Annotated in this window: 22 protein-coding genes and 1 pseudogene; 9 read left to right on the top strand and 14 right to left on the bottom strand. The window is 71.9% G+C overall.

Annotated elements, in window-relative coordinates:
• The first annotated feature begins 2 nt into the window (after positions 1–2).
• From ACGGAQ_RS18515 to ACGGAQ_RS18505, 3 genes are all read left to right on the top strand, one after another.
• Complete coding sequence (locus ACGGAQ_RS18515; RefSeq protein ID WP_393050707.1) at positions 3–1,010, top strand: LacI family DNA-binding transcriptional regulator; 1,008 nt, start codon at positions 3–5, stop codon at positions 1,008–1,010.
• A gap of 152 nt (positions 1,011–1,162) precedes the next feature.
• The gene (locus ACGGAQ_RS18510) at positions 1,163–1,576 is read left to right on the top strand and encodes a RidA family protein (protein ID WP_393050705.1); all 414 of its coding nucleotides are present in this window, start codon (positions 1,163–1,165) and stop codon (positions 1,574–1,576) included.
• A 1-nt stretch (position 1,577) separates the two neighbouring features.
• Positions 1,578–2,474: a GNAT family N-acetyltransferase gene (locus ACGGAQ_RS18505; RefSeq protein WP_393050702.1), complete on the top strand. Its 897-nt coding sequence runs from the start codon at positions 1,578–1,580 to the stop codon at positions 2,472–2,474.
• On the opposite strand, the gene ACGGAQ_RS18500 is transcribed toward ACGGAQ_RS18505, so the two are convergent.
• Positions 2,475–2,603, bottom strand: coding sequence for a hypothetical protein (locus ACGGAQ_RS18500; protein WP_393050699.1), 129 nt, complete (start codon positions 2,601–2,603; stop codon positions 2,475–2,477).
• Positions 2,604–2,737: 134 nt separating this feature from the next.
• On the bottom strand, positions 2,738–2,992 hold the full coding sequence (locus tag ACGGAQ_RS18495) for a hypothetical protein (RefSeq protein WP_393050696.1): 255 nt from the start codon (positions 2,990–2,992) through the stop codon (positions 2,738–2,740).
• A gap of 196 nt (positions 2,993–3,188) precedes the next feature.
• Here ACGGAQ_RS18495 and ACGGAQ_RS18490 point away from each other — a divergent pair, with 196 nt between their 5' ends.
• The 4 genes and pseudogenes from ACGGAQ_RS18490 to ACGGAQ_RS18475 all read left to right on the top strand — a co-directional run bounded on the left by ACGGAQ_RS18490 (position 3,189) and on the right by ACGGAQ_RS18475 (position 4,783).
• The gene (locus ACGGAQ_RS18490; RefSeq protein WP_393050693.1) at positions 3,189–3,935 is read left to right on the top strand and encodes a DUF5753 domain-containing protein; all 747 of its coding nucleotides are present in this window, start codon (positions 3,189–3,191) and stop codon (positions 3,933–3,935) included.
• The gene (locus ACGGAQ_RS18485) at positions 3,932–4,120 is read left to right on the top strand and encodes a DUF397 domain-containing protein (protein ID WP_393051113.1); all 189 of its coding nucleotides are present in this window, start codon (positions 3,932–3,934) and stop codon (positions 4,118–4,120) included. The genes ACGGAQ_RS18490 and ACGGAQ_RS18485 overlap by 4 nt, the downstream gene beginning before the upstream one ends.
• A 119-nt stretch (positions 4,121–4,239) precedes the next feature.
• Positions 4,240–4,378, top strand: a pseudogene (locus ACGGAQ_RS18480) (XRE family transcriptional regulator); the annotation flags it as partial.
• 258 nt (positions 4,379–4,636) lie between these two features.
• A complete protein-coding gene (locus ACGGAQ_RS18475) occupies positions 4,637–4,783 on the top strand; it encodes a hypothetical protein (protein WP_393050691.1) in 147 nt (48 codons plus the stop codon).
• Positions 4,784–4,977: 194 nt separating this feature from the next.
• On the opposite strand, the gene ACGGAQ_RS18470 is transcribed toward ACGGAQ_RS18475, so the two are convergent.
• Both ACGGAQ_RS18470 and ACGGAQ_RS18465 read right to left on the bottom strand, forming a co-directional pair.
• Positions 4,978–5,493: an O-acetyl-ADP-ribose deacetylase gene (locus ACGGAQ_RS18470; RefSeq protein ID WP_393050689.1), complete on the bottom strand. Its 516-nt coding sequence runs from the start codon at positions 5,491–5,493 to the stop codon at positions 4,978–4,980.
• A gap of 1 nt (position 5,494) precedes the next feature.
• Positions 5,495–6,286, bottom strand: coding sequence for an EI24 domain-containing protein (locus tag ACGGAQ_RS18465; protein WP_393050687.1), 792 nt, complete (start codon positions 6,284–6,286; stop codon positions 5,495–5,497).
• Between the two features lie 68 nt (positions 6,287–6,354).
• Between ACGGAQ_RS18465 and ACGGAQ_RS18460 the strand changes: the two genes are divergently transcribed.
• Positions 6,355–7,338, top strand: coding sequence for a helix-turn-helix transcriptional regulator (locus ACGGAQ_RS18460; protein ID WP_393050685.1), 984 nt, complete (start codon positions 6,355–6,357; stop codon positions 7,336–7,338).
• 52 nt (positions 7,339–7,390) lie between these two features.
• Here ACGGAQ_RS18460 and ACGGAQ_RS18455 read toward each other — a convergent pair whose 3' ends face one another.
• The 6 genes from ACGGAQ_RS18455 to ACGGAQ_RS18430 all read right to left on the bottom strand — a co-directional run bounded on the left by ACGGAQ_RS18455 (position 7,391) and on the right by ACGGAQ_RS18430 (position 11,764).
• Positions 7,391–8,305, bottom strand: coding sequence for an SDR family oxidoreductase (locus ACGGAQ_RS18455; RefSeq protein WP_393050683.1), 915 nt, complete (start codon positions 8,303–8,305; stop codon positions 7,391–7,393).
• Positions 8,306–8,351: 46 nt separating this feature from the next.
• Complete coding sequence (locus ACGGAQ_RS18450) at positions 8,352–9,089, bottom strand: alanyl-tRNA editing protein (protein ID WP_355135601.1); 738 nt, start codon at positions 9,087–9,089, stop codon at positions 8,352–8,354.
• Positions 9,090–9,100: 11 nt separating this feature from the next.
• Positions 9,101–9,988 carry an alpha/beta fold hydrolase gene (locus ACGGAQ_RS18445; protein WP_393050680.1) on the bottom strand — a complete coding sequence of 296 codons (888 nt, stop codon included), beginning with the start codon at positions 9,986–9,988 and terminating at the stop codon, positions 9,101–9,103.
• Positions 9,985–10,299 (bottom strand): DUF2516 family protein, encoded by a 315-nt coding sequence (locus ACGGAQ_RS18440; RefSeq protein WP_234582317.1) that lies wholly within the window; start codon positions 10,297–10,299, stop codon positions 9,985–9,987. Before ACGGAQ_RS18440 ends, ACGGAQ_RS18445 begins: the two co-directional genes overlap by 4 nt.
• 71 nt (positions 10,300–10,370) lie before the next feature.
• A complete protein-coding gene (locus tag ACGGAQ_RS18435; protein WP_393050678.1) occupies positions 10,371–11,078 on the bottom strand; it encodes a hypothetical protein in 708 nt (235 codons plus the stop codon).
• Positions 11,075–11,764: a helix-turn-helix domain-containing protein gene (locus ACGGAQ_RS18430; RefSeq protein WP_393050675.1), complete on the bottom strand. Its 690-nt coding sequence runs from the start codon at positions 11,762–11,764 to the stop codon at positions 11,075–11,077. The genes ACGGAQ_RS18435 and ACGGAQ_RS18430 overlap by 4 nt, the downstream gene beginning before the upstream one ends.
• Before the next feature lie 112 nt (positions 11,765–11,876).
• Here ACGGAQ_RS18430 and ACGGAQ_RS18425 point away from each other — a divergent pair, with 112 nt between their 5' ends.
• Positions 11,877–12,674, top strand: coding sequence for an alpha/beta fold hydrolase (locus ACGGAQ_RS18425; RefSeq protein ID WP_393050672.1), 798 nt, complete (start codon positions 11,877–11,879; stop codon positions 12,672–12,674).
• 110 nt (positions 12,675–12,784) lie between these two features.
• Here ACGGAQ_RS18425 and ACGGAQ_RS18420 read toward each other — a convergent pair whose 3' ends face one another.
• The 4 genes from ACGGAQ_RS18420 to ACGGAQ_RS18405 form a co-directional block, all read right to left on the bottom strand.
• Positions 12,785–13,744, bottom strand: a complete 960-nt coding sequence (locus ACGGAQ_RS18420; RefSeq protein WP_393050669.1) for an asparaginase — start codon at positions 13,742–13,744, stop codon at positions 12,785–12,787.
• A 94-nt stretch (positions 13,745–13,838) separates the two neighbouring features.
• Entirely contained in the window at positions 13,839–14,666 is an 828-nt protein-coding gene (locus tag ACGGAQ_RS18415; protein ID WP_393050667.1) for a 3-keto-5-aminohexanoate cleavage protein, read from the bottom strand.
• 23 nt (positions 14,667–14,689) lie between these two features.
• Positions 14,690–15,802 (bottom strand): YgfZ/GcvT domain-containing protein, encoded by a 1,113-nt coding sequence (locus tag ACGGAQ_RS18410; RefSeq protein WP_393050664.1) that lies wholly within the window; start codon positions 15,800–15,802, stop codon positions 14,690–14,692.
• A complete protein-coding gene (locus tag ACGGAQ_RS18405; protein ID WP_393050662.1) occupies positions 15,799–16,227 on the bottom strand; it encodes a Fur family transcriptional regulator in 429 nt (142 codons plus the stop codon). The genes ACGGAQ_RS18410 and ACGGAQ_RS18405 overlap by 4 nt, the downstream gene beginning before the upstream one ends.
• Positions 16,228–16,291 lie beyond the last annotated feature (64 nt).

Here is a 16,291-nt window from a genome sequence, read left to right as displayed (position 1 = left end):
CGATGACCACGGCGCAGCGGCCGACGCTCGAGGCGGTGGCGGCACGGGCCGGTGTGTCCCGGGCCACCGTCTCCCGGGTCGTCAACGGCTCCACCACCGTCGCCGAACCCATCCGGGAGGCCGTCAACCGGGCGGTCGCCGAGCTGGGGTACGTGCCCAACCTGGCCGCCCGCAGCCTGGTCACCCAGCGGACCGACTCGATCGCCCTGGTCATGCCGGAGGCGGCCACCCGGGTCTTCTCCGACGACCAGGTCTTCCCCGGCATCATTCGGGGCGTCAGTCAGGAGTTGGAGGCCGCCGACAAGCAACTGGTGCTGATGCTGGCCGGCTCACCGGCCGGGCACCAGCGGGTCGAGCGGTACACCACCGGTCGCCACGTGGACGGGGTGCTCTTCGCCTCGCTGCACGGCGCCGATCCGCTGCCCGGCACGCTGGCCCGGCTCGGCATCCCCGTGGTGGTCAGCGGCCGGCCGCTCGGCGACGTACCCGTGCCGTACGTCGACGTGGACCACGTCGGCGGGGTCACCGCCGCCGTCCGACACATGATCGACGGCGGTCGGCGGCGGATCGCCACCATCGCCGGCCCGCAGGACATGGTCGCCGGCATCGAGCGGCTGATCGGCTACCGGGAGGCGGTCGCCGCCGCCGGGCTGCCCGAGCTGGTCGCCGTCGGCGACTTCACCCGGGAGTCCGGCGCGGCGGCGATGCACCAACTGCTCAACGACCATCCCGACCTGGACGGGGTGTTCGCCGCCTCCGACCTGATGGCACACGCCGCGCTGCGCACACTGCGCGCGGCCGGCCGGCGGGTGCCGGAGGACGTCGCGGTGATCGGCTTCGACGACATCGAAACCGCCGCCTACACCGAACCGCCGCTGACCACCGTCCGACAGCCGATCGTGGAACTCGGCCGGCGGATGACCCGGCAACTGCTCCGGCTGGCGGCAGGCGAGACCATCGAACCGGCCGTCATGCTCGATACCGAGCTGATCGTCCGCGCGTCGGCCTGACCCGCCACTTTTGGGATCCGCCTTCAAGATCCGCGCAACTTCGGTGTTGTTGCTGCTTCCCGGCGTCGGAAGGCAGCAACAACCCTGAAGTTGCTGCCTGGCCCGTCGTTAATCCGTCGCTTCGGTGGGGGTTCGTCGTTAGCCTCGCCGGCATGCCGGATCCTGTCGCGCTGCTGCACGTACCCGCTCTCTCCGACGTCGCCGAATACGCGTACGCCGGCACCGTCGAGCCGCCCGCCCGCCTGGTCTTCACCGCCGGCGCGTGCCCCCTGGACGCCGAGGGACGCACCGTCGCGCCAGGCGACCACGCCGCGCAGGCCCGGCAGGTGATGGCGAACCTGAAGACCGCCCTCGCGGCGGCCGGTGCCACCCCCACCGACGTCGTCAAGACCACGGTGTACGTGGCGTCGTCGCAGCAGGCCGACCTGGTGACCGTCTGGGAGGTGGTACGGGACTTCTTCGGCGACCACGATCCGCCCAGCACCCTGCTCGGGGTGGCCGTGCTCGGCTACACCGACCAGCTCGTCGAGGTCGAGGCCGTCGCCGCCGTACGGACGGGGGCCTGACATGCGCATCCGTGTGGCGCAGCCGGACGACGCCCCGGGCGTGGTGGCACTGCGGGCGATCGTTCACCCGTACCTGGTGCGTGGGGTCGAGTCGACCCGCGCGATGATCGCCGAACCGCCGCCGGTCGACGGCTGGACCGCGTTCGTGGCCGAGGTCGACGGCCAGGTGGTCGGCTGGACGTCCGCCGAGCCCAACACCTCGACGTCGGTGCAGGGCTTCGGCGACGTCAGCATGCTGCACGTGCACCCGGAGCACCGCCGCAGGGGAATCGGGACGGCGCTGTTGACCGCCGCGACCGATCACCTCCGCCCCCTCGGAGTCCGCCGCGTACGCACCATGGCCGCAGCGGACTCGCTGCCCTTCGCCCGCCGGCACGGTTTCACGCCCAGCCGCGAGGTGCGCTACTCGGCGGTGGACCTGACCCCGCCGCCCGCGCTGCCCGAGCCGCCCCCGGGCGTACGACTGCGGCCGATCGCCGAGCTGGACCCGCACCTGCTCTACGAGGCCGACGTCGCCGCGGCCGTCGACGAACCCGGCGACGTACCCGTCGACGCGGTCACCTTCGAGAGCTGGCGGTACGACGTATGGGACAACGTCGGCCTGGACAAGACCGCCAGCACCGCCGCCGAGGTCGACGGGGACGTGGCCGCGTTCAGCCTGGTCAAGCGGGACGGTGAGCGGATGTGGTCGGACTACACCTGCACCGTCCCGGCGTACCGGGGTCGAGGGCTCGCCCGACTGGCCAAGACGGCGGCGCTGCACCGGGCCGCCGAGGCCGGCGTACGGATCGCGTACACCTCGAACGACGAGTCGAACGCGCCGATGCTGGCGATCAACGCCCGGTTGGGCTACCGCCCGGTGGCGACCCTCTGGGCCTGCCTGGCCGACCTGACCTGATCAGTCAGCTCGGTTGTCGCTGCGCGGGCGCGTCCACTCCAGGAACCGCGCGACGTACACCGCGGGGTCCGGCCGCAAGCCGAGCTTCAGCGCGTCGGCGAACGCCTCCCGCGCAAGCGTCGTCAACATGAGCAGCATCCCGACCCGATCGCCACGCCAACGGGCCAGCAGCGACAGCCTCGCGGCCGAACACGGCCAATGGGCGCCGCAGCGGGTACAGCGCCAGTGCGGCAGGCCGGCGTGATGCGGGCGCGGTCGCGGACTCATCGGGCGCATGTGGGCAGCCGGGTGTTCAACACCTGCACGCCTTCGCGCCGCACGTAGAGCTCACGCCGGGCAATCGCGTCACCGCGCGCGCCCAACTCGTACGCGTCGAGCCACACCCACCCGTCGTACGTGTCGCACTCCAACTCGCGGGTGACCCGCACGGTGATCGGGCGCAAAAACTGCACGCTCGCGGTGGCCGACAGACGTAGCAGGTCGCCGGCCCGGAATGTCGGTCCTGGTGGTGCGGGCACGTTTCCCCCCTCGGCTGGTCTGGGAGGGGCCGCCCCTGAGTGCTCGCCGACGGAACGGCCCCGGGCTGACACCGCCGCCGGGCTACACCTCCACCAGCAATGCCGCTCACCCGACACACTGCCGATGGGAGCTGGACGGCTACACCCCGTAGATATACGTTCCATAGACGTGGGGGACGTCCAGTAGGAGGCGACCATGAATCAGGCGCTACGCGCTGCGCTGGCGAACTCGGGTGAGACCGTTGAGAGTCTTGCCGAGCAGGTGGGAGTAGACCCGAAGACGGTCGCACGGTGGGTTACGCCGGGCAGAGTGCCCCACCCCCGCCATCGAGCGGCAGCGGCGGGCGCCCTGGGGCTTGATGTGGAGGACATTTGGCCGGACGTTTTGAAGCGCCGTGAGCCGGCGTGGCTACGGCCGTGGGTCGAGACAGAGCTCCAAGCGACCGCACTCCGCGCCTTTCAGGTGTCTGTGATTCCCGGTCTGCTACAGACACCGGAGTACGCATCACTAGTCCTCAGCAGCGGGTTGTTGGACGCGGACGAGGTTGAGGGTTACGTGGAGACACGCCTCCGCCGACAGGCGGCGGTCCTCAACAGACGTAAGCCCCCGCTCTACATCGCGGTCATCGACGAATGCGCGTTGCGCCGCGGGGAGCCCGACATCATGCACCGCCAACTGGACCATCTGATCGAAATGGCGCAGCGGTCCAACACCTTCCTTCATGTGTTGCCGCTTGACGCGGGCATGCACCCCGGACAAGCCGGACCGTTCGTCATTGCCACCACCGAGGATGGCGACGTCGGGTACCTCGACGATCAGGCATCCGGCCGGCTGACCAACGAGACAGCCCCGCTCTGGGCCATCTGGGATACGCTGCGATCAGTGGCTCTTCCACGCCGCCACACCATCGACTTTCTGAAGGCACGAACATGGCTGACCTGACCGGCGCCAAGTGGCGTACCAGCACCCGAAGCAGCTCTAACGGCGGCGACTGTGTCGAGGTCGCCGACAACCTTCCGGGTGTCGTCGCGGTTCGCGACTCAAAGGACCGCGATGGCGGCACCCTCCGTTTCGACCGTCACACCTGGCAGGGCTTCGTCGACAGGGTGAAGACCGCCGCCCTCTGAGCCACCACCTCACGAAGACCCTCGGGTGAACCCGGGGGTCTTTCGCTATGCCCGTCAGCGGCGACCACCCCAACGTGATCAGTTGATGCTCACCAGTTCCTCGAAGTCGACGAGCCTTCCCCACTTCGCAAACACATATTGAGCTTCACCGGGGCCTGACGATGGCGAACGCGGGCGATCGGGCCGGCGGCGTCGCCTATGCCCTGCCGGGCCTGGAAAGCCCTGCCAGCCGAGCGGCGGGCCCAGACCTCGCCCTGATGCTGCTCATGGGCGAGCGGGCCTGACGACACGCCGGCACGCCACAGCGCTAGTGATGCCCGAATGCGAAAACTGTGCACAGCATTCGGATGAGTGGCGTTCACCCAAACGGCAAGCACGAACAAGGGCGACGGTGGGCGCGGGTCCGTCTCGGTAAGGAGCGGTGAATCGCCGGCGCTGAGGCACATGCCGCAGAGCGAGCTACAGCGCTAAGGCGACGGCAGGACGCTAACCTCCGCCCGCCGTACCGTTCTCGCCGTGACGACGGAAGAGCAGACCAGCAGCGCGCCGCGCGACCGGCACGGCCTGATCCTCGAATACCTCCGGACGGCTCCGGCCGTACTCGGCGGCCTCGCCGCCTTGCTTGGCGCATTGACAACGCTTATCGCCTTGCTAGCCCAATGACTACGGACCCTTGGTCGCGGCGACGCGGATCGGACCGGTGTTTCCGTGAGGAGCTAACGGAAACTGTCCGAGATCTGCACCCGGACCGACCTGACCGGCTGGATCCGCGGTGATCACTTGATGGTGACCAGTTGCCAGAAGCGATCTCGAACTGGTCAGCATCAAGTGATCAAGCCGAGAGCCGCGCGCGGGGTCTACGCCGCCTCGAAGACCTCGCGGGCCGTGGCGTGCGTGTCCGACCCGAAGAGCACCAGGCGGGCCTCCGTGACCGTTGCGGGCGTGGCCGCGCGGAGCACCGACAGCGCCTGACGGACGGCGTCGTCGACCGGCCAGCCGTAGATGCCGGCGGAGATCAGCGGGAACGCCACAGTCGTCGCGCCCAACTCGTCTGCGACGCGCAGGCTGTTGGCGTAACAGTCGCGCAGCAGCGCCGAGCGGTCCTCGGTGGACGACCAGACCGGGCCGACCGTGTGAATGACCCAGCGGGCCGGCAGGTTCCCTGCGGTGGTCGCCACCGCCTGCCCGGTGGGAAGCCCTCTGCCGTACCGGGACGCCCGCAGCGCCCGGCACTCGGCCAGGATGGCTGGCCCGCCGCGTCGGTGGATGGCACCGTCGACCCCGCCGCCGCCGAGCAGGGACGAGTTCGCGGCGTTGACGATGGCATCCACCCGCTGGGCGGTGATGTCCCCCTCGACCAGGGTGATCTCCATGTCAGCTCTCCTCGATCGACTGGCCCAACGACCGGCGGGCCAGCAGGGTCGCGCCGGCCACGGCGGCCGGCATGATCAGCACCGCGCCCAGCGGAATGAGCAAGCACAGGAAGACCGCCACCCCGAAGCCGAGCGCCATGGGCCGGTCCGCCTTGAGGATCGTCCGGCGTTGCGGCAACCGCATGCCGCGTCGGTAGAACGGCGCTCCGACCAGCTCGACGGCGAGAAACCAGCCGCCCACCGCCGCCCCGATCACCGGCACGACCGTCTGGCCGACGACCGGGATGAAACCGGCGAGAAAGAGCGGGATGCCGACAAGCGCCGTAAGGGCCACCAGGCGTACGGAGTCGGCGAGGCTGCGGCGCAGCGACGACCAGAACGGCACGTCCACGGCGTCCGGGGTGCCGCCGAGCCGCTCCTCCACCTTCTCGGAGATCTTTTCGTAGAACGGGTCACCGATGACCAGGGTGACCGCGGTGAAGCTGACTACCGCGAGCAGGCCACCGAGCCCGAGGAAGGCCAGCCCGGCGATCACCCGGACCAGGCTGCGGCCGGTGCTCGACCAGTCGTCGGCAAACGGGGTGACCAGGGCGGCGAGGTCGTCCACGAAGTACACGAGGGTGGCAATCGCGACCACGAAGAGCGCGCCGGAGATCAGCGCCGGCACCAGACCGAGCAGCATGAGCTTCGGGCTGCGGACGTACATGCCCAGCCCGCGCAGGAGCAGCCTGACCCCGAGGAGGAAGCGTCCGACGACCCCGGTCACCGGGCTGGCGATTCTGCTGACGTCCACGATCGAGCAGCCTAACGACAGGTGATCGAATTCGCCGGACGGCGAGCGGCACGAGGCAGGATGGGCGGGTGCGCGCGTCCCGACTGATCTCGTTGCTGCTGCTGTTGCAGGCGCGCGGATCGATGACGGCGGGCGAGCTGGCGCGGGAGCTGGAGATTTCCGAGCGGACCGTCTACCGGGACGTCCTGGCGCTCTCCGCGGCGGGCGTGCCGGTCTACGCCGACCGGGGTCGGGCCGGCGGTTACCGCCTGCTCGGCGGCTACCGCACCCGGCTGACCGGTCTGACCCGGGACGAGGCGGAGGCGCTCTTCCTCGCTGGGCTACCCGGGCCCGCCGGTGAGATGGGGCTCGCCGACGCGGTCGCGTCCGCCGAGCTGAAGGTGCTCGCCGCGCTGCCACCCGCCCTGCGCGACGCGCCGGCCCGTACCGGGCAGCGGTTCCACCTGGACGTGCCGGGCTGGTTCCGGGAGACGCCGGCACCACAGTGGTTGGCCGAGCTGGCGCGGGCGGTCTGGAGCGACCGGGTGGTGGATCTGCGCTACCGACGCGGCGAGAAGGAGGTGACCCGCCGAGTCCAGCCGTACGGCCTGGTGCTCAAGAGCGGCGTCTGGTATCTGGTCGGCCGGGTCGGCGAGGATGTCCGCACCTACCGGGTGGACCGGGTGACCGGGGTCGAGGTGGGCGAGGAGCACTTCGAGCGGAACGAGGGCTTCGACCTGGCCGGGCACTGGCGGGAGCAGGCCGGGGAATTCCTGCGGACCATGCTGCGGGCCGAGGTGACCGTCCGGCTCAGCCCCGCCGGCCTGCGCCAGCTCCGACACCTGGTCGATGCCCCTCACGTGTACGACGAGGTGGTCGCCTCCGTGGGCGAGCCCGACGAGCAGGGCTGGGTGGTGGCGCGGCTGCCCGTCGAGTCGGTCGGCGTCGCGTACGCCCAGTTGCTGGCGCTGGGCCCGGAGGTGGAGGCGCTCGACCCGCCGGAGCTGCGCGCACGGATGGCGGACGCGGCACGCCGGGCCGCCGCGCGCTACGACGGCCCGGCCGTGCCGTGACACCGGTCCGCGGGCCGACAGGTCAGCGGCCCGCCGGTGACCTGTCAGCGGGTCAGCGGTAGCCGGTGACGTCGGCCGGCTTGCCCGCGCCGACCACCTCGGTGATGTACCGGATGGCCTCCGGCTGGCTGCCGTCGACGTCGGTGAAGCCGTACACCTTCGACAGCGTGCCCGCGTCGACGGACTGGCCGTTCCAGCGGGCCTTGTCCTCGTCGGCGGCGAGTGCGGCCACCGCGCGGCCGACGAAGGCCGGGGTCTCGGAGATGAGGAAGTGCGGGTCGGTGGCGGCGCCGTCGCGCCAGTTCTCCTCGGTGACGCCGAAGTGCTCCAGCATCGCTTCGGAGCGGAGCCAGCCGGGGGTGAGCGCGACCGCCGTGCCGCCGTGCGGCTTCAGCTCGTGCGCCTGCGTGAAGGCGAGCCGGTTGACCGAGACCTTGGCCAGGTCGTAGAAGACCGAGAGGCGGTAGTTCTCGTCGTTGTACGCCTTGGTGCCGTCGCCGATCTCCACGACCAGGCCACCGGGCTGACGGATCAGCAGCGGCAGGGCGAAGTGGCTGGTGATGATGTGCGTGTCGACGGCCAACCGCAGGGTGCGGAAACCCGCCTCCAGCGGCTGCTCCCAGACCGGCTTGTCCCAGGTCACCAGGGGGTCGCCGCCCCAGATGTCGTTGACCAGCACGTCGAGTCGGCCCTGCTCGGCGTCGATCCGAGCGACCAGGTCGCGGACCTGTTCGGGCACCAGGTGGTCCACCCGCACGGCGATGCCGGTGCCGCCGGCCGCGGTGACCAGCTCGGCGGTCTCCTCGATGGTCTCCGGTCGGCCCATCTCCGAACGGCCGGCGCGGCTGCTGCGACCGGTGGCGTACACGGTGGCACCGGCGGCACCCAACTGGACCGCGATCTGACGACCGGCGCCCCGCGTGGCACCAGCGACGAGCGCGATCTTTCCTGCGAGCGGTTGTGTCATGCCTGCGAGGCTGCCAGCGATACCTGACAGCCGCCGTCCGAATTTGTCAGTCCACCAACCGGACGCGGACCCGGCGGTTGGCCCGGCCCTTGCTCTCCACCTTGACCACCTGCACCTTGCCGATCTGGGCGGTGGACGCGACATGGGTGCCGCCGTCGGCTTGGACGTCCAGTCCGACGATGTCGACGATCCGTACCTCCTGCTCGTCCGGCGGGATGAGGTTGGACTGGGTACGGATGATGTCCGGAAGGGCCAGCGCCTCGGTGCGCGGCAGCACCCGGGTGGCGACCGCGCGGTCGGCGGCCACCTCGGCGTTGACCAGCTCCTCGATGCGGCTCTTGAAGTCCGGCGGAACCTCGGGGAGGTTGAAGTCCATCCGGGCCTCGCCCGGCTCCATCGAGTTGCCGGTGACGAGCGCGCCGAAGTCGCGGAACACCACACCGCAGAGCACGTGCAGGCCGGAGTGGGTACGCATCAGACGGGTGCGGCGCTCGTCCTCCACCGCGCCGACGACCTCGGTGCCGACCGGCGGCAGCGGGTCACCCTCGGCGGGGATCAGGTAGGGGTCATCGCCCTTGCGGGTGCCGACGATCCGGGTCTGCACGCCCTGCCAGAGCAGCACGCCGTGATCCGGCGGTTGGCCGCCGCCGCCCGGGTAGAACGCCGAGCGGTCCAGGACGATGCCCTGCTCCGGGTCGGCGTGCAGGACCGTGCAGGTCCACTCACGAAGGGTCGGGTCGGCGAGATCCAGCCGGTGCGTCCGGCCATGCTGTGTGACGCCCATGACAGGCCACGCTACCCGTTGAGGAAGCCGGAGATCCGCTCCCGCAGGTCGGCGCGTTCCGTCCAGAGCACCCCCGGCCGGTCGTACACGTGCAATGTGGCCTGGGGCAGCGCGGCGGCGAGCTGCTCGGCGACCTCCACCGGGTGCAGGTCGTCGCCCCCGCAGCCGATCACCAGGGCCGGCGCGGTGACCGCCGCCAGGGCGGCCGCGTCTTTCAGCGGCGCCTGCTCCGCAAGCGTGGCCAGGCCGTCGGCCAGACCGTCGCGGAGCAGCTGGTCGAGCCGCTGCCGCAGGTACGCCCAGCCGGCCGGCGTGTTGCGGACCGCCGCCGGCAGCTCCAGCGCGACGACGTCGGCGACCGCCGAGGCCTCGCCGCTCTCGACGGCCTCCAACAGGGCGGTGATGCGGTCCCGGGCGACCGGGCCGCGCGGCTGGTCGAGGACCGCCGGCAGGAAGAACACCAGTTTCTCGAAGCGCTCCGGGCTCTCGACCAGCAGGCGGCACAGTGCGCCCGCGCCGAGGCTCGCCCCGAACGCCCGGCTGGCGCCGCCCAGATCCGCGATGGCCCGCAGATCGCGGGCCAGATCGAGGTAGGTCCACGGGCCGGCCGGCGCCTCGGAGCGACCGTGCCCCCGGAACTGGAAGAACAGCCGACGACCGGCCACCCCGCTGCCGAACGGACGTGTGGTGGCGATCCCGTTGCCCAGCCCGTGCGCGAACACGGTGACCGGGTCACCGACGCCGGTGACCAGGCGCTCCAACTGCACGCCGTGCGGCGTGGCGACCAGCTCCGTCTCCGGCTCCGGCAGAGCGGGCCGGCCGGTACGCGGTCCGCCCGGACCCGGGCCCCAGGTGCGGGGGCCGCTGTCGGGCGGAGGCGGCCAGCGAAAACCTCTCACCAGAACCCTTTGCCGTCACTGAGGTCGCGGAGACCGACCCGGACGTCGAGCAGATAGATGAGCGCGGCGGCGATGCCGATCAGTCCGAAGAGGCTGATCGGACCGCGGCTGAGCAGGATCAGCACGAGGCAGACCGCCAGGATGGCGATCCAGCCGCCCTTGGGCAGCGTCCCGATGGCGGAGAAGGCGTCGGAGCGCTGCGTGATGGCATGCACCAACGCGACACCCTGGATGATCAACGCGAAGACGAGCAGGATCAGCTCGATCACGTAACGGACTTCGAACGCGAAGATCGGCGCGGCGGTGGCCATGCCGGCAAGTTTATGTCGGCGACCCCGACTACGTCCGTCAAGGACGCCGTCGGGATCGCCGACAGGACGAACTACTCGGCTGCCGGGCGGGTCCGCTTGGCGGCCCGGGGCAGCTTGGCCGACGGGGTCTCGGCCGGCTTCGCGGCCTTCGCCCGGGCGGCCTTCTTGACGGCGGCCGGCTTGGCCTCGGCGATCTCGGCCACCTCGGCCGGGCTCGGCACCTCGGCCGGGGCCGGGGTCGCAGCCGGGGCGGTGGCAGCCGGCGCGGCCTGGGTGGCCTCGATGTCGGCGTTGACCGTCTCGGCGGCCTCCAGCACACCGGCGCCGACGACCCGCTCACCACGGGCCACCAGCGCGCCGTACGCGGCGTACGCCCGCTCCTGCGCGGCCTGGGCACCGGCGATCACCACGGCGGCGTTGCGGGTCGCGGCGGTCCGCAACTTGTCGATGTCGGCGACCTCGCGGAGCTTGGTCAGGTCGGCCGCCTCGCGGAGCTTGGTCAGGTCGGCCGCCTCGCGGAGCTTGGCCAGGTCCAGCTCGGCCTGCGCGCGACCGCGCAGGGTCTCGGCGGTCTCGTTGGCGGTACGCAGCGTCTCGGTGGCCTTCTGGCGCAGCTCGAAACCGGTCAGCACGGCCCGGCCGCCCAGGTCGGCGACGACCCGGGTGCCGTGGAGACCGACGGCCGCGGGCAGCTTGCGCAACTGCTCGAGGGCCAGCTCGGCCGCGCCGGCGGCGGCGTAGATCGGGGCGGGGATGCGGTTGGTCTTCGGCTCGGTCATGACGTCTCCTCCTCGGCCGCCTCGGCGGCCTTGCGGACCGCCGGTCCGGCGGCCTTCTTCTCGGGGGTGCTGGTGCTGCTCTTCTCGGGGGTGCTGGTGCTGCTGCCCGGGGCGGGGGCGGTGCCCGCCTCGGTGACGGCGACCGACTCGAGCACGGCCTCGGTCGGGGTGCCGCCGGCGGTGGTGGGGCCGGTGGCGGCCAGGTTGGCCACGTCGGCCGGCTCGTCGGCGACGTCGGTCGCGATGGTCGCCCCGGTCATTCCGGTGGTGCCGGCGACGTCCGGGCTTGCGCTGGCCGGGCCCTCGGCGGCCGGGCTCTCGGCGGCGGCCTGGGCCTCGGCGAGCCGGGCGTTCTCCCGGCGGAACGTCTCGTAGATCTGGCTGAGCGACTGCTTCTGGGCCATCGTGAGGTCGGGGTCCACCGCGATGGCGGCGAGCACGCCGTGGCCCTCCTTGTCGTCGAGCAGCCCGGCCCGCAGGTACATCGCCGGGGTCGAGACCCGCAGCGCGCTGGCCAGTTGCTGGAGCACTTCGGCGCTGGGCTTGCGCAGCCCACGCTCGATCTGGCTGAGGTACGGGTTGCTGACCCCCGCCTGCTCGGCGAGCTGGCGCAGCGAGATCTTGGCGTTGCGCCGCAGATCGCGGATGAACCCGCCGACGTCGGGAAGGTCCTTGGGTGTGGCCATGGACCCGACGCTAATGCCGTCTGCTAGCTCCTGCAAGCGAAATGCTTGCCAAAGTTAGCAAGGTCTCAGCGTCACGTTTGCGCGCCGCTCGCCGGATCCGTACGGTCCGTTGGTGCACAAGATCACAGTCAACGGAGCACTTCTCGCGTACGACGAGGTCGGCAGCGGTTCGCCAGTCGTGCTTCTGCACGCCGGCATCGCGGACCGGCGGATGTGGCGGGGCGTCGTGCCCGCGCTCGCCGCCCGGCACCGGGTGATCGTCCCGGACCTGCGCGGGTACGGAGACTCGGAGCTGCCCCCGACGCCGTTCGCGCACCACGACGACGTGGCCGGCCTGCTGGACGCCCTCGACCTGCCCCGGGCCGCGCTGGTCGGCTGCTCCTTCGGTGGATCGGTCGCCGTCGACACCGCGCTCGCACATCCGGACCGGGTGAGCGCGCTGGCTCTCTTCGACACGGCGCTCTCCGGCAACGAGTGGTCCGACGAGGCCAACGACCTCTGGGACGACCTGGTCGGCGAGGTCGACCCGGACGACTTCGTCGCCGGGGCGGCCGGCGAGGTGCGGTTCTGGGTGGTCGGGCCCGGCCGCCAGCCGGCCGACGTCGACCCCGAACTGCTGGCGTTCGCGACGGAGATGGACCAGCGCGCCCTGGCCGCCGAGCTCGCGCTCGGCGCGGTGGAGGTGGGCGAGCTGACGCCTCCGGCGATCGGCCGCCTCAGCGAGCTGCGGGTGCCCGTCCTGGTCACCGCCGGCGCCGCCGACGTGCCGGACATCAGCCGCCTCGCCGACCGGATCGCCGCCGAGGTCCCCGGCGCGGTACGGCTGCCAGATGTGCCGGACGCCGCACACCTGTTGCCGCTGGAGCGTCCGGAGCCGGTCAACGCCGCCCTCCTGGACTTCCTGACGTAAGCACCGCACGCCCGACGCCCCGACTTACCCCGTTGATCATGAAGTTATTGCCACGACACGCCGACGCGAGTGGCAATAACTTCATGATCAACGGCTGGGGCGCGGGGGCCTCACCAGAGCGGGCGGACCGCCCCGACTGGGACGCCGCCGCCGAAGAGGGGTATCTCGGCGTACTCGGCCAGCACCGGCGCGTCCACACCGAGCCGGCGCAGCGCGGAGACCAGCACCGGCATCCGGGCCCGGTCGGCCCCATCGTCGATCTTCAGAGCCACCGCGCCGACGCCCGGCAGCCCCACCGCGAACACGCCCTCGGCGCCGACCTTGGCCAGCAGGCCCGGGACACCGCGCATCAGCCGGGTGTCGTCGGCCTGGGTGCCACCGACGATCTCCGGGTACGCCCGCATCGCGTCGGCCACCGTGCGCGGCGTCGAGCCCGGCTCGGCGTCGACCAGCCGGAGGTACGCCCCGGCCAGGCCGGTCAGCGACACCGCCAGCACCGGGGCACCGCAGCCGTCCACCCCCACCGCCGCCGCCTGCTCGCCGGTGAACTCCTCGATGGCGGCCCGCAACCCCTGCTGCAACGGGTGCTCCGGCCGCCAGTAGCCGTCCCGCGGCCATCCGGCGGCCTCGCAGGTCAGCAGCATCCCGCTGTGCTTGCCGGAGCAGTTCATCTGCACCCGGCTCGGCCCGCCCCCGGCCCGCAGCACCGCCTCCCGGGCCGCCGCCCCGACGGGCAGGTCGGGCGGGCAGTGCAGCGCCGAAGCGTCCAGCCCGGCCCGGTCGAGGAGCGCGCCGACCCGGGCCAGGTGGAAGTCCTCCCCCGCGTGACTGGCCGAGACCAACGCCAGGTCGGCCGGATCGGTAAGCGTCAGGCCGGCGCGGAGCATCCCGATCGCCTGCATCGGCTTGCTTGCCGAGCGCGGGAAGATCGGCGCGGTCACGTCCCCGGCGGTCGCCAGCGGCACCCCGGCGGCGTCCAGCACCACCACCGAGCCGCGGTGCGCGCCCTCCACGAACCCGGACCGGACCACCTCGGCGAGCGGCACGCCGCCCTCGTACGTCTTTCCCACGTGCTGGACGGTACCGAGGGGCCGAGGCTGTCCGTCGGCGGGGTGACCAGGTGGTCCACCGCCCGGGTGACAGGGGCGCGGGAGGTGTCCGGCCTTACAGCCCGAGCAGCGCGCGGGCCTCGGTGGTGGTCAGCGGCGGTCGCTGGGCGAGTTGGGCGAAGCCGACCGCGCGGGCGACCAACTGCATGTTGGACTCGACCGGCCGACCCTTGGCGTACGTCACCGTGTCCTCCATGCCGACCCGCAGGTGCCCGCCGGTCGACAGCGAGGCCAGCAGCACCGGGATCGTGCTGCGGCCGACGCCGGTGGCCGAGAAGGTGGTGCCCGCGGGCAGGTCCGCCAGCATCCGGTGGGCGGCGACAAGCGTCTCGGTGGTGCCCGGCATGCCGCCCGGCACCCCCATCACGAAGTCGACGTGCACGTGACCGCCCGCCGGCAGGCCGTACTTGCCGAGCAGCCGCTGCAACGCGGACAGGTGGCCGAGGTCGAAGATCTCGTACTCCGGCACGATGCCGCGCTCCTGCATCCGGGTGTGCAGGTCGACGATGAACTCCCAGCGGTTGAGGAAGACGTCGTCGCCGAAGTTGACCGTGCCCATGGTGCAGGAGGCCATGTCCGGACCCGCGTCGAGCACGGCGAGCCGGGACGCCTCCGGGTCGGTCACCGCGCCGCCGGAGGAGAGCTGCACGATCAGGTCGGTGCTCTCCCGCAGTGCCGCCACCGTCTCGGCCAGTCGGGCCGGGTCGAGGGTGGGCCGCGCCTCGTCGTCGCGGATGTGGACGTGGATCACGGCGGCGCCGAGCGCCTCGCACTCCTTGGCGGTGAGCAGCAGCTCGTCCAGGGTCACCGGCAGCGCCGGCACCTCCGCCTTGGCCGACTCCGCGCCCGTCGGGGCCACCGTGATCAACGTCCCTGTCGTCATGCCGGCGATCCTAGACGCCACGGTCAGGACGGGTCGATCGCCGCCGCGGTCTCGCCGATCATCAGCGCGGCGTCGTCCGGGACGTTCCGCTTCAGGACGGCGAGAGCGACCTGACCCAGTTCGTGGTGCAGCACGGCGGTGCCCACGAAGCCCACCGCCCGGCCGTCGAGGGTGACCGGCGTACCGGCGGTCGGCGGCTGGTCGGTGGTCACCCCGTCCAGGTGCAGCAGCACCAGGCGGCGCGGCGGCCGACCCATGTTGTGTACGCGGGCCACCGTCTCCTGACCCCGGTAGCAGCCCTTGTCCAGGTGCACCGCCGGGCCGATGAGGTCCACCTCGGCCGGGATGGTCCGGTGGTCGGTGTCCACCCCGACCCGGGGCTGCCGGGCGGCGACCCGGATCGCCTCGTACGCCCAGAGGCCGGCGACCGGCACGCCCGCGCCACGCAGCTCGGCGACCACCTGCTCCATCGCCGAGCGGGGCACCAGCAGGTCCACCCCGAGCAGGCCGCGACGCGCCCACCCGCCGATCGGCAGCGGTCGGACGTCGTACCGGATGCCCGCTCGGGGCGGCACGGCCCCGGCGGCGAACTTCGGACCCGGCACCGGCACCAGGTCCGGCGCGGCCAGCCCGGTCACACCGAGCGTGCCCAGGGCCTCCGGCGCCGCCGGCCCGACCAGCGACAGCAGCGCCCGCTCGGCGGTGGCGTCGCGGGGGTCGACCCTGCTGAAGAACCGCATCTTCTCCAGGTACGCCAGCAGACCGTCGGTCGCCCCCGGCTCGGTGTCCAACCAGGTGGTCTCGCCGTCCTCGGCGACCAGGGCGTGCTGCTCGATGTGCCCGTGCGGCGAGAGCACCAGCAACTCGGTGCCCTCACCGGCGGCCAGCGTGCTCAGGTGCTGCGAGGTGATCGTGTGCAGCCAGCCGGCCCGCTCCTCGCCGGGCACCGCGATGATCCCCCGGTGCGACCGGTCGACCAGGCCGACCTCGGTGTCCAGGACGCGCTGTTCGCGCAGCGGATCGCCGTAGTGCGCGGCCACCCCCCGCACCCCGACCGCGACGTGCGCCGGGTCCGGCTGGTCACGGCTGGCCTCGTCGATGCTCTCGACGGCCACCGCGCCCGCAATGTCGATCATGTGTGATCCCCGTTCTCGCAGCGGTCGCAGACGCCGAAGAGTGACACGTGCCCGATATCCACCCGGAAACCCCGCTGCGCGGCCAACTGCTCGGCGAGCGGGCGGAGCAGCTCCGGATCGATCTCGTCGATCGCGCCGCACTCCCGGCAGACCAGGTGGACGTGTTGGTGCTCACCCGCCGCGTGGTAGGTCGGCGAACCGTGCGAGAGGTGGGTGTGGGTCACCAGGCCGAGCCGTTCCAGCAGCTCCAGCGTGCGGTAGATGGTGGTGATGTTGACGCCGGCGGCGACCTCCCGGACGGCGGTGTGCACCTGCTCCGGTGTGGCGTGGCCCAGATCGAGCACCGCCTGGAGGACGAGCTGCCGCTGGGCCGTCAGCCGCAGCCCACGGGCCCGGAGCATTTCCGCGAGGGAGGATTCGGACACCGTCCGATCATAGTTCGGCGGCCGTGGCTGCCTCCGCCGCGCGACGCCCATCGCTACCCTCGAC

The sequence above is a fragment of the Micromonospora sp. NPDC047557 genome (genome assembly GCF_043205095.1).
GTDB lineage: Bacteria > Actinomycetota > Actinomycetes > Mycobacteriales > Micromonosporaceae > Micromonospora.
The sequence above is the reverse complement of the archived record's forward strand: the minus strand, read 5'-3'. Positions and strand labels throughout refer to the sequence as shown.

Coding starts and splice junctions, on each gene's coding strand:
- ACGGAQ_RS18515 (WP_393050707.1), top strand. CDS start 3: ATGACCACGGCGCAGCGGCCGACGCTCGAGGCGGTGGCGGCACGGGCC.
- ACGGAQ_RS18510 (WP_393050705.1), top strand. CDS start 1,163: ATGCCGGATCCTGTCGCGCTGCTGCACGTACCCGCTCTCTCCGACGTC.
- ACGGAQ_RS18505 (WP_393050702.1), top strand. CDS start 1,578: ATGCGCATCCGTGTGGCGCAGCCGGACGACGCCCCGGGCGTGGTGGCA.
- ACGGAQ_RS18500 (WP_393050699.1), bottom strand. CDS start 2,603: ATGTTGACGACGCTTGCGCGGGAGGCGTTCGCCGACGCGCTGAAGCTC.
- ACGGAQ_RS18490 (WP_393050693.1), top strand. CDS start 3,189: ATGAATCAGGCGCTACGCGCTGCGCTGGCGAACTCGGGTGAGACCGTT.
- ACGGAQ_RS18470 (WP_393050689.1), bottom strand. CDS start 5,493: ATGGAGATCACCCTGGTCGAGGGGGACATCACCGCCCAGCGGGTGGAT.
- ACGGAQ_RS18455 (WP_393050683.1), bottom strand. CDS start 8,305: ATGACACAACCGCTCGCAGGAAAGATCGCGCTCGTCGCTGGTGCCACG.
- ACGGAQ_RS18450 (WP_355135601.1), bottom strand. CDS start 9,089: ATGGGCGTCACACAGCATGGCCGGACGCACCGGCTGGATCTCGCCGAC.
- ACGGAQ_RS18440 (WP_234582317.1), bottom strand. CDS start 10,299: ATGGCCACCGCCGCGCCGATCTTCGCGTTCGAAGTCCGTTACGTGATC.
- ACGGAQ_RS18435 (WP_393050678.1), bottom strand. CDS start 11,078: ATGACCGAGCCGAAGACCAACCGCATCCCCGCCCCGATCTACGCCGCC.
- ACGGAQ_RS18430 (WP_393050675.1), bottom strand. CDS start 11,764: ATGGCCACACCCAAGGACCTTCCCGACGTCGGCGGGTTCATCCGCGAT.
- ACGGAQ_RS18415 (WP_393050667.1), bottom strand. CDS start 14,666: ATGACGACAGGGACGTTGATCACGGTGGCCCCGACGGGCGCGGAGTCG.
- ACGGAQ_RS18410 (WP_393050664.1), bottom strand. CDS start 15,802: ATGATCGACATTGCGGGCGCGGTGGCCGTCGAGAGCATCGACGAGGCC.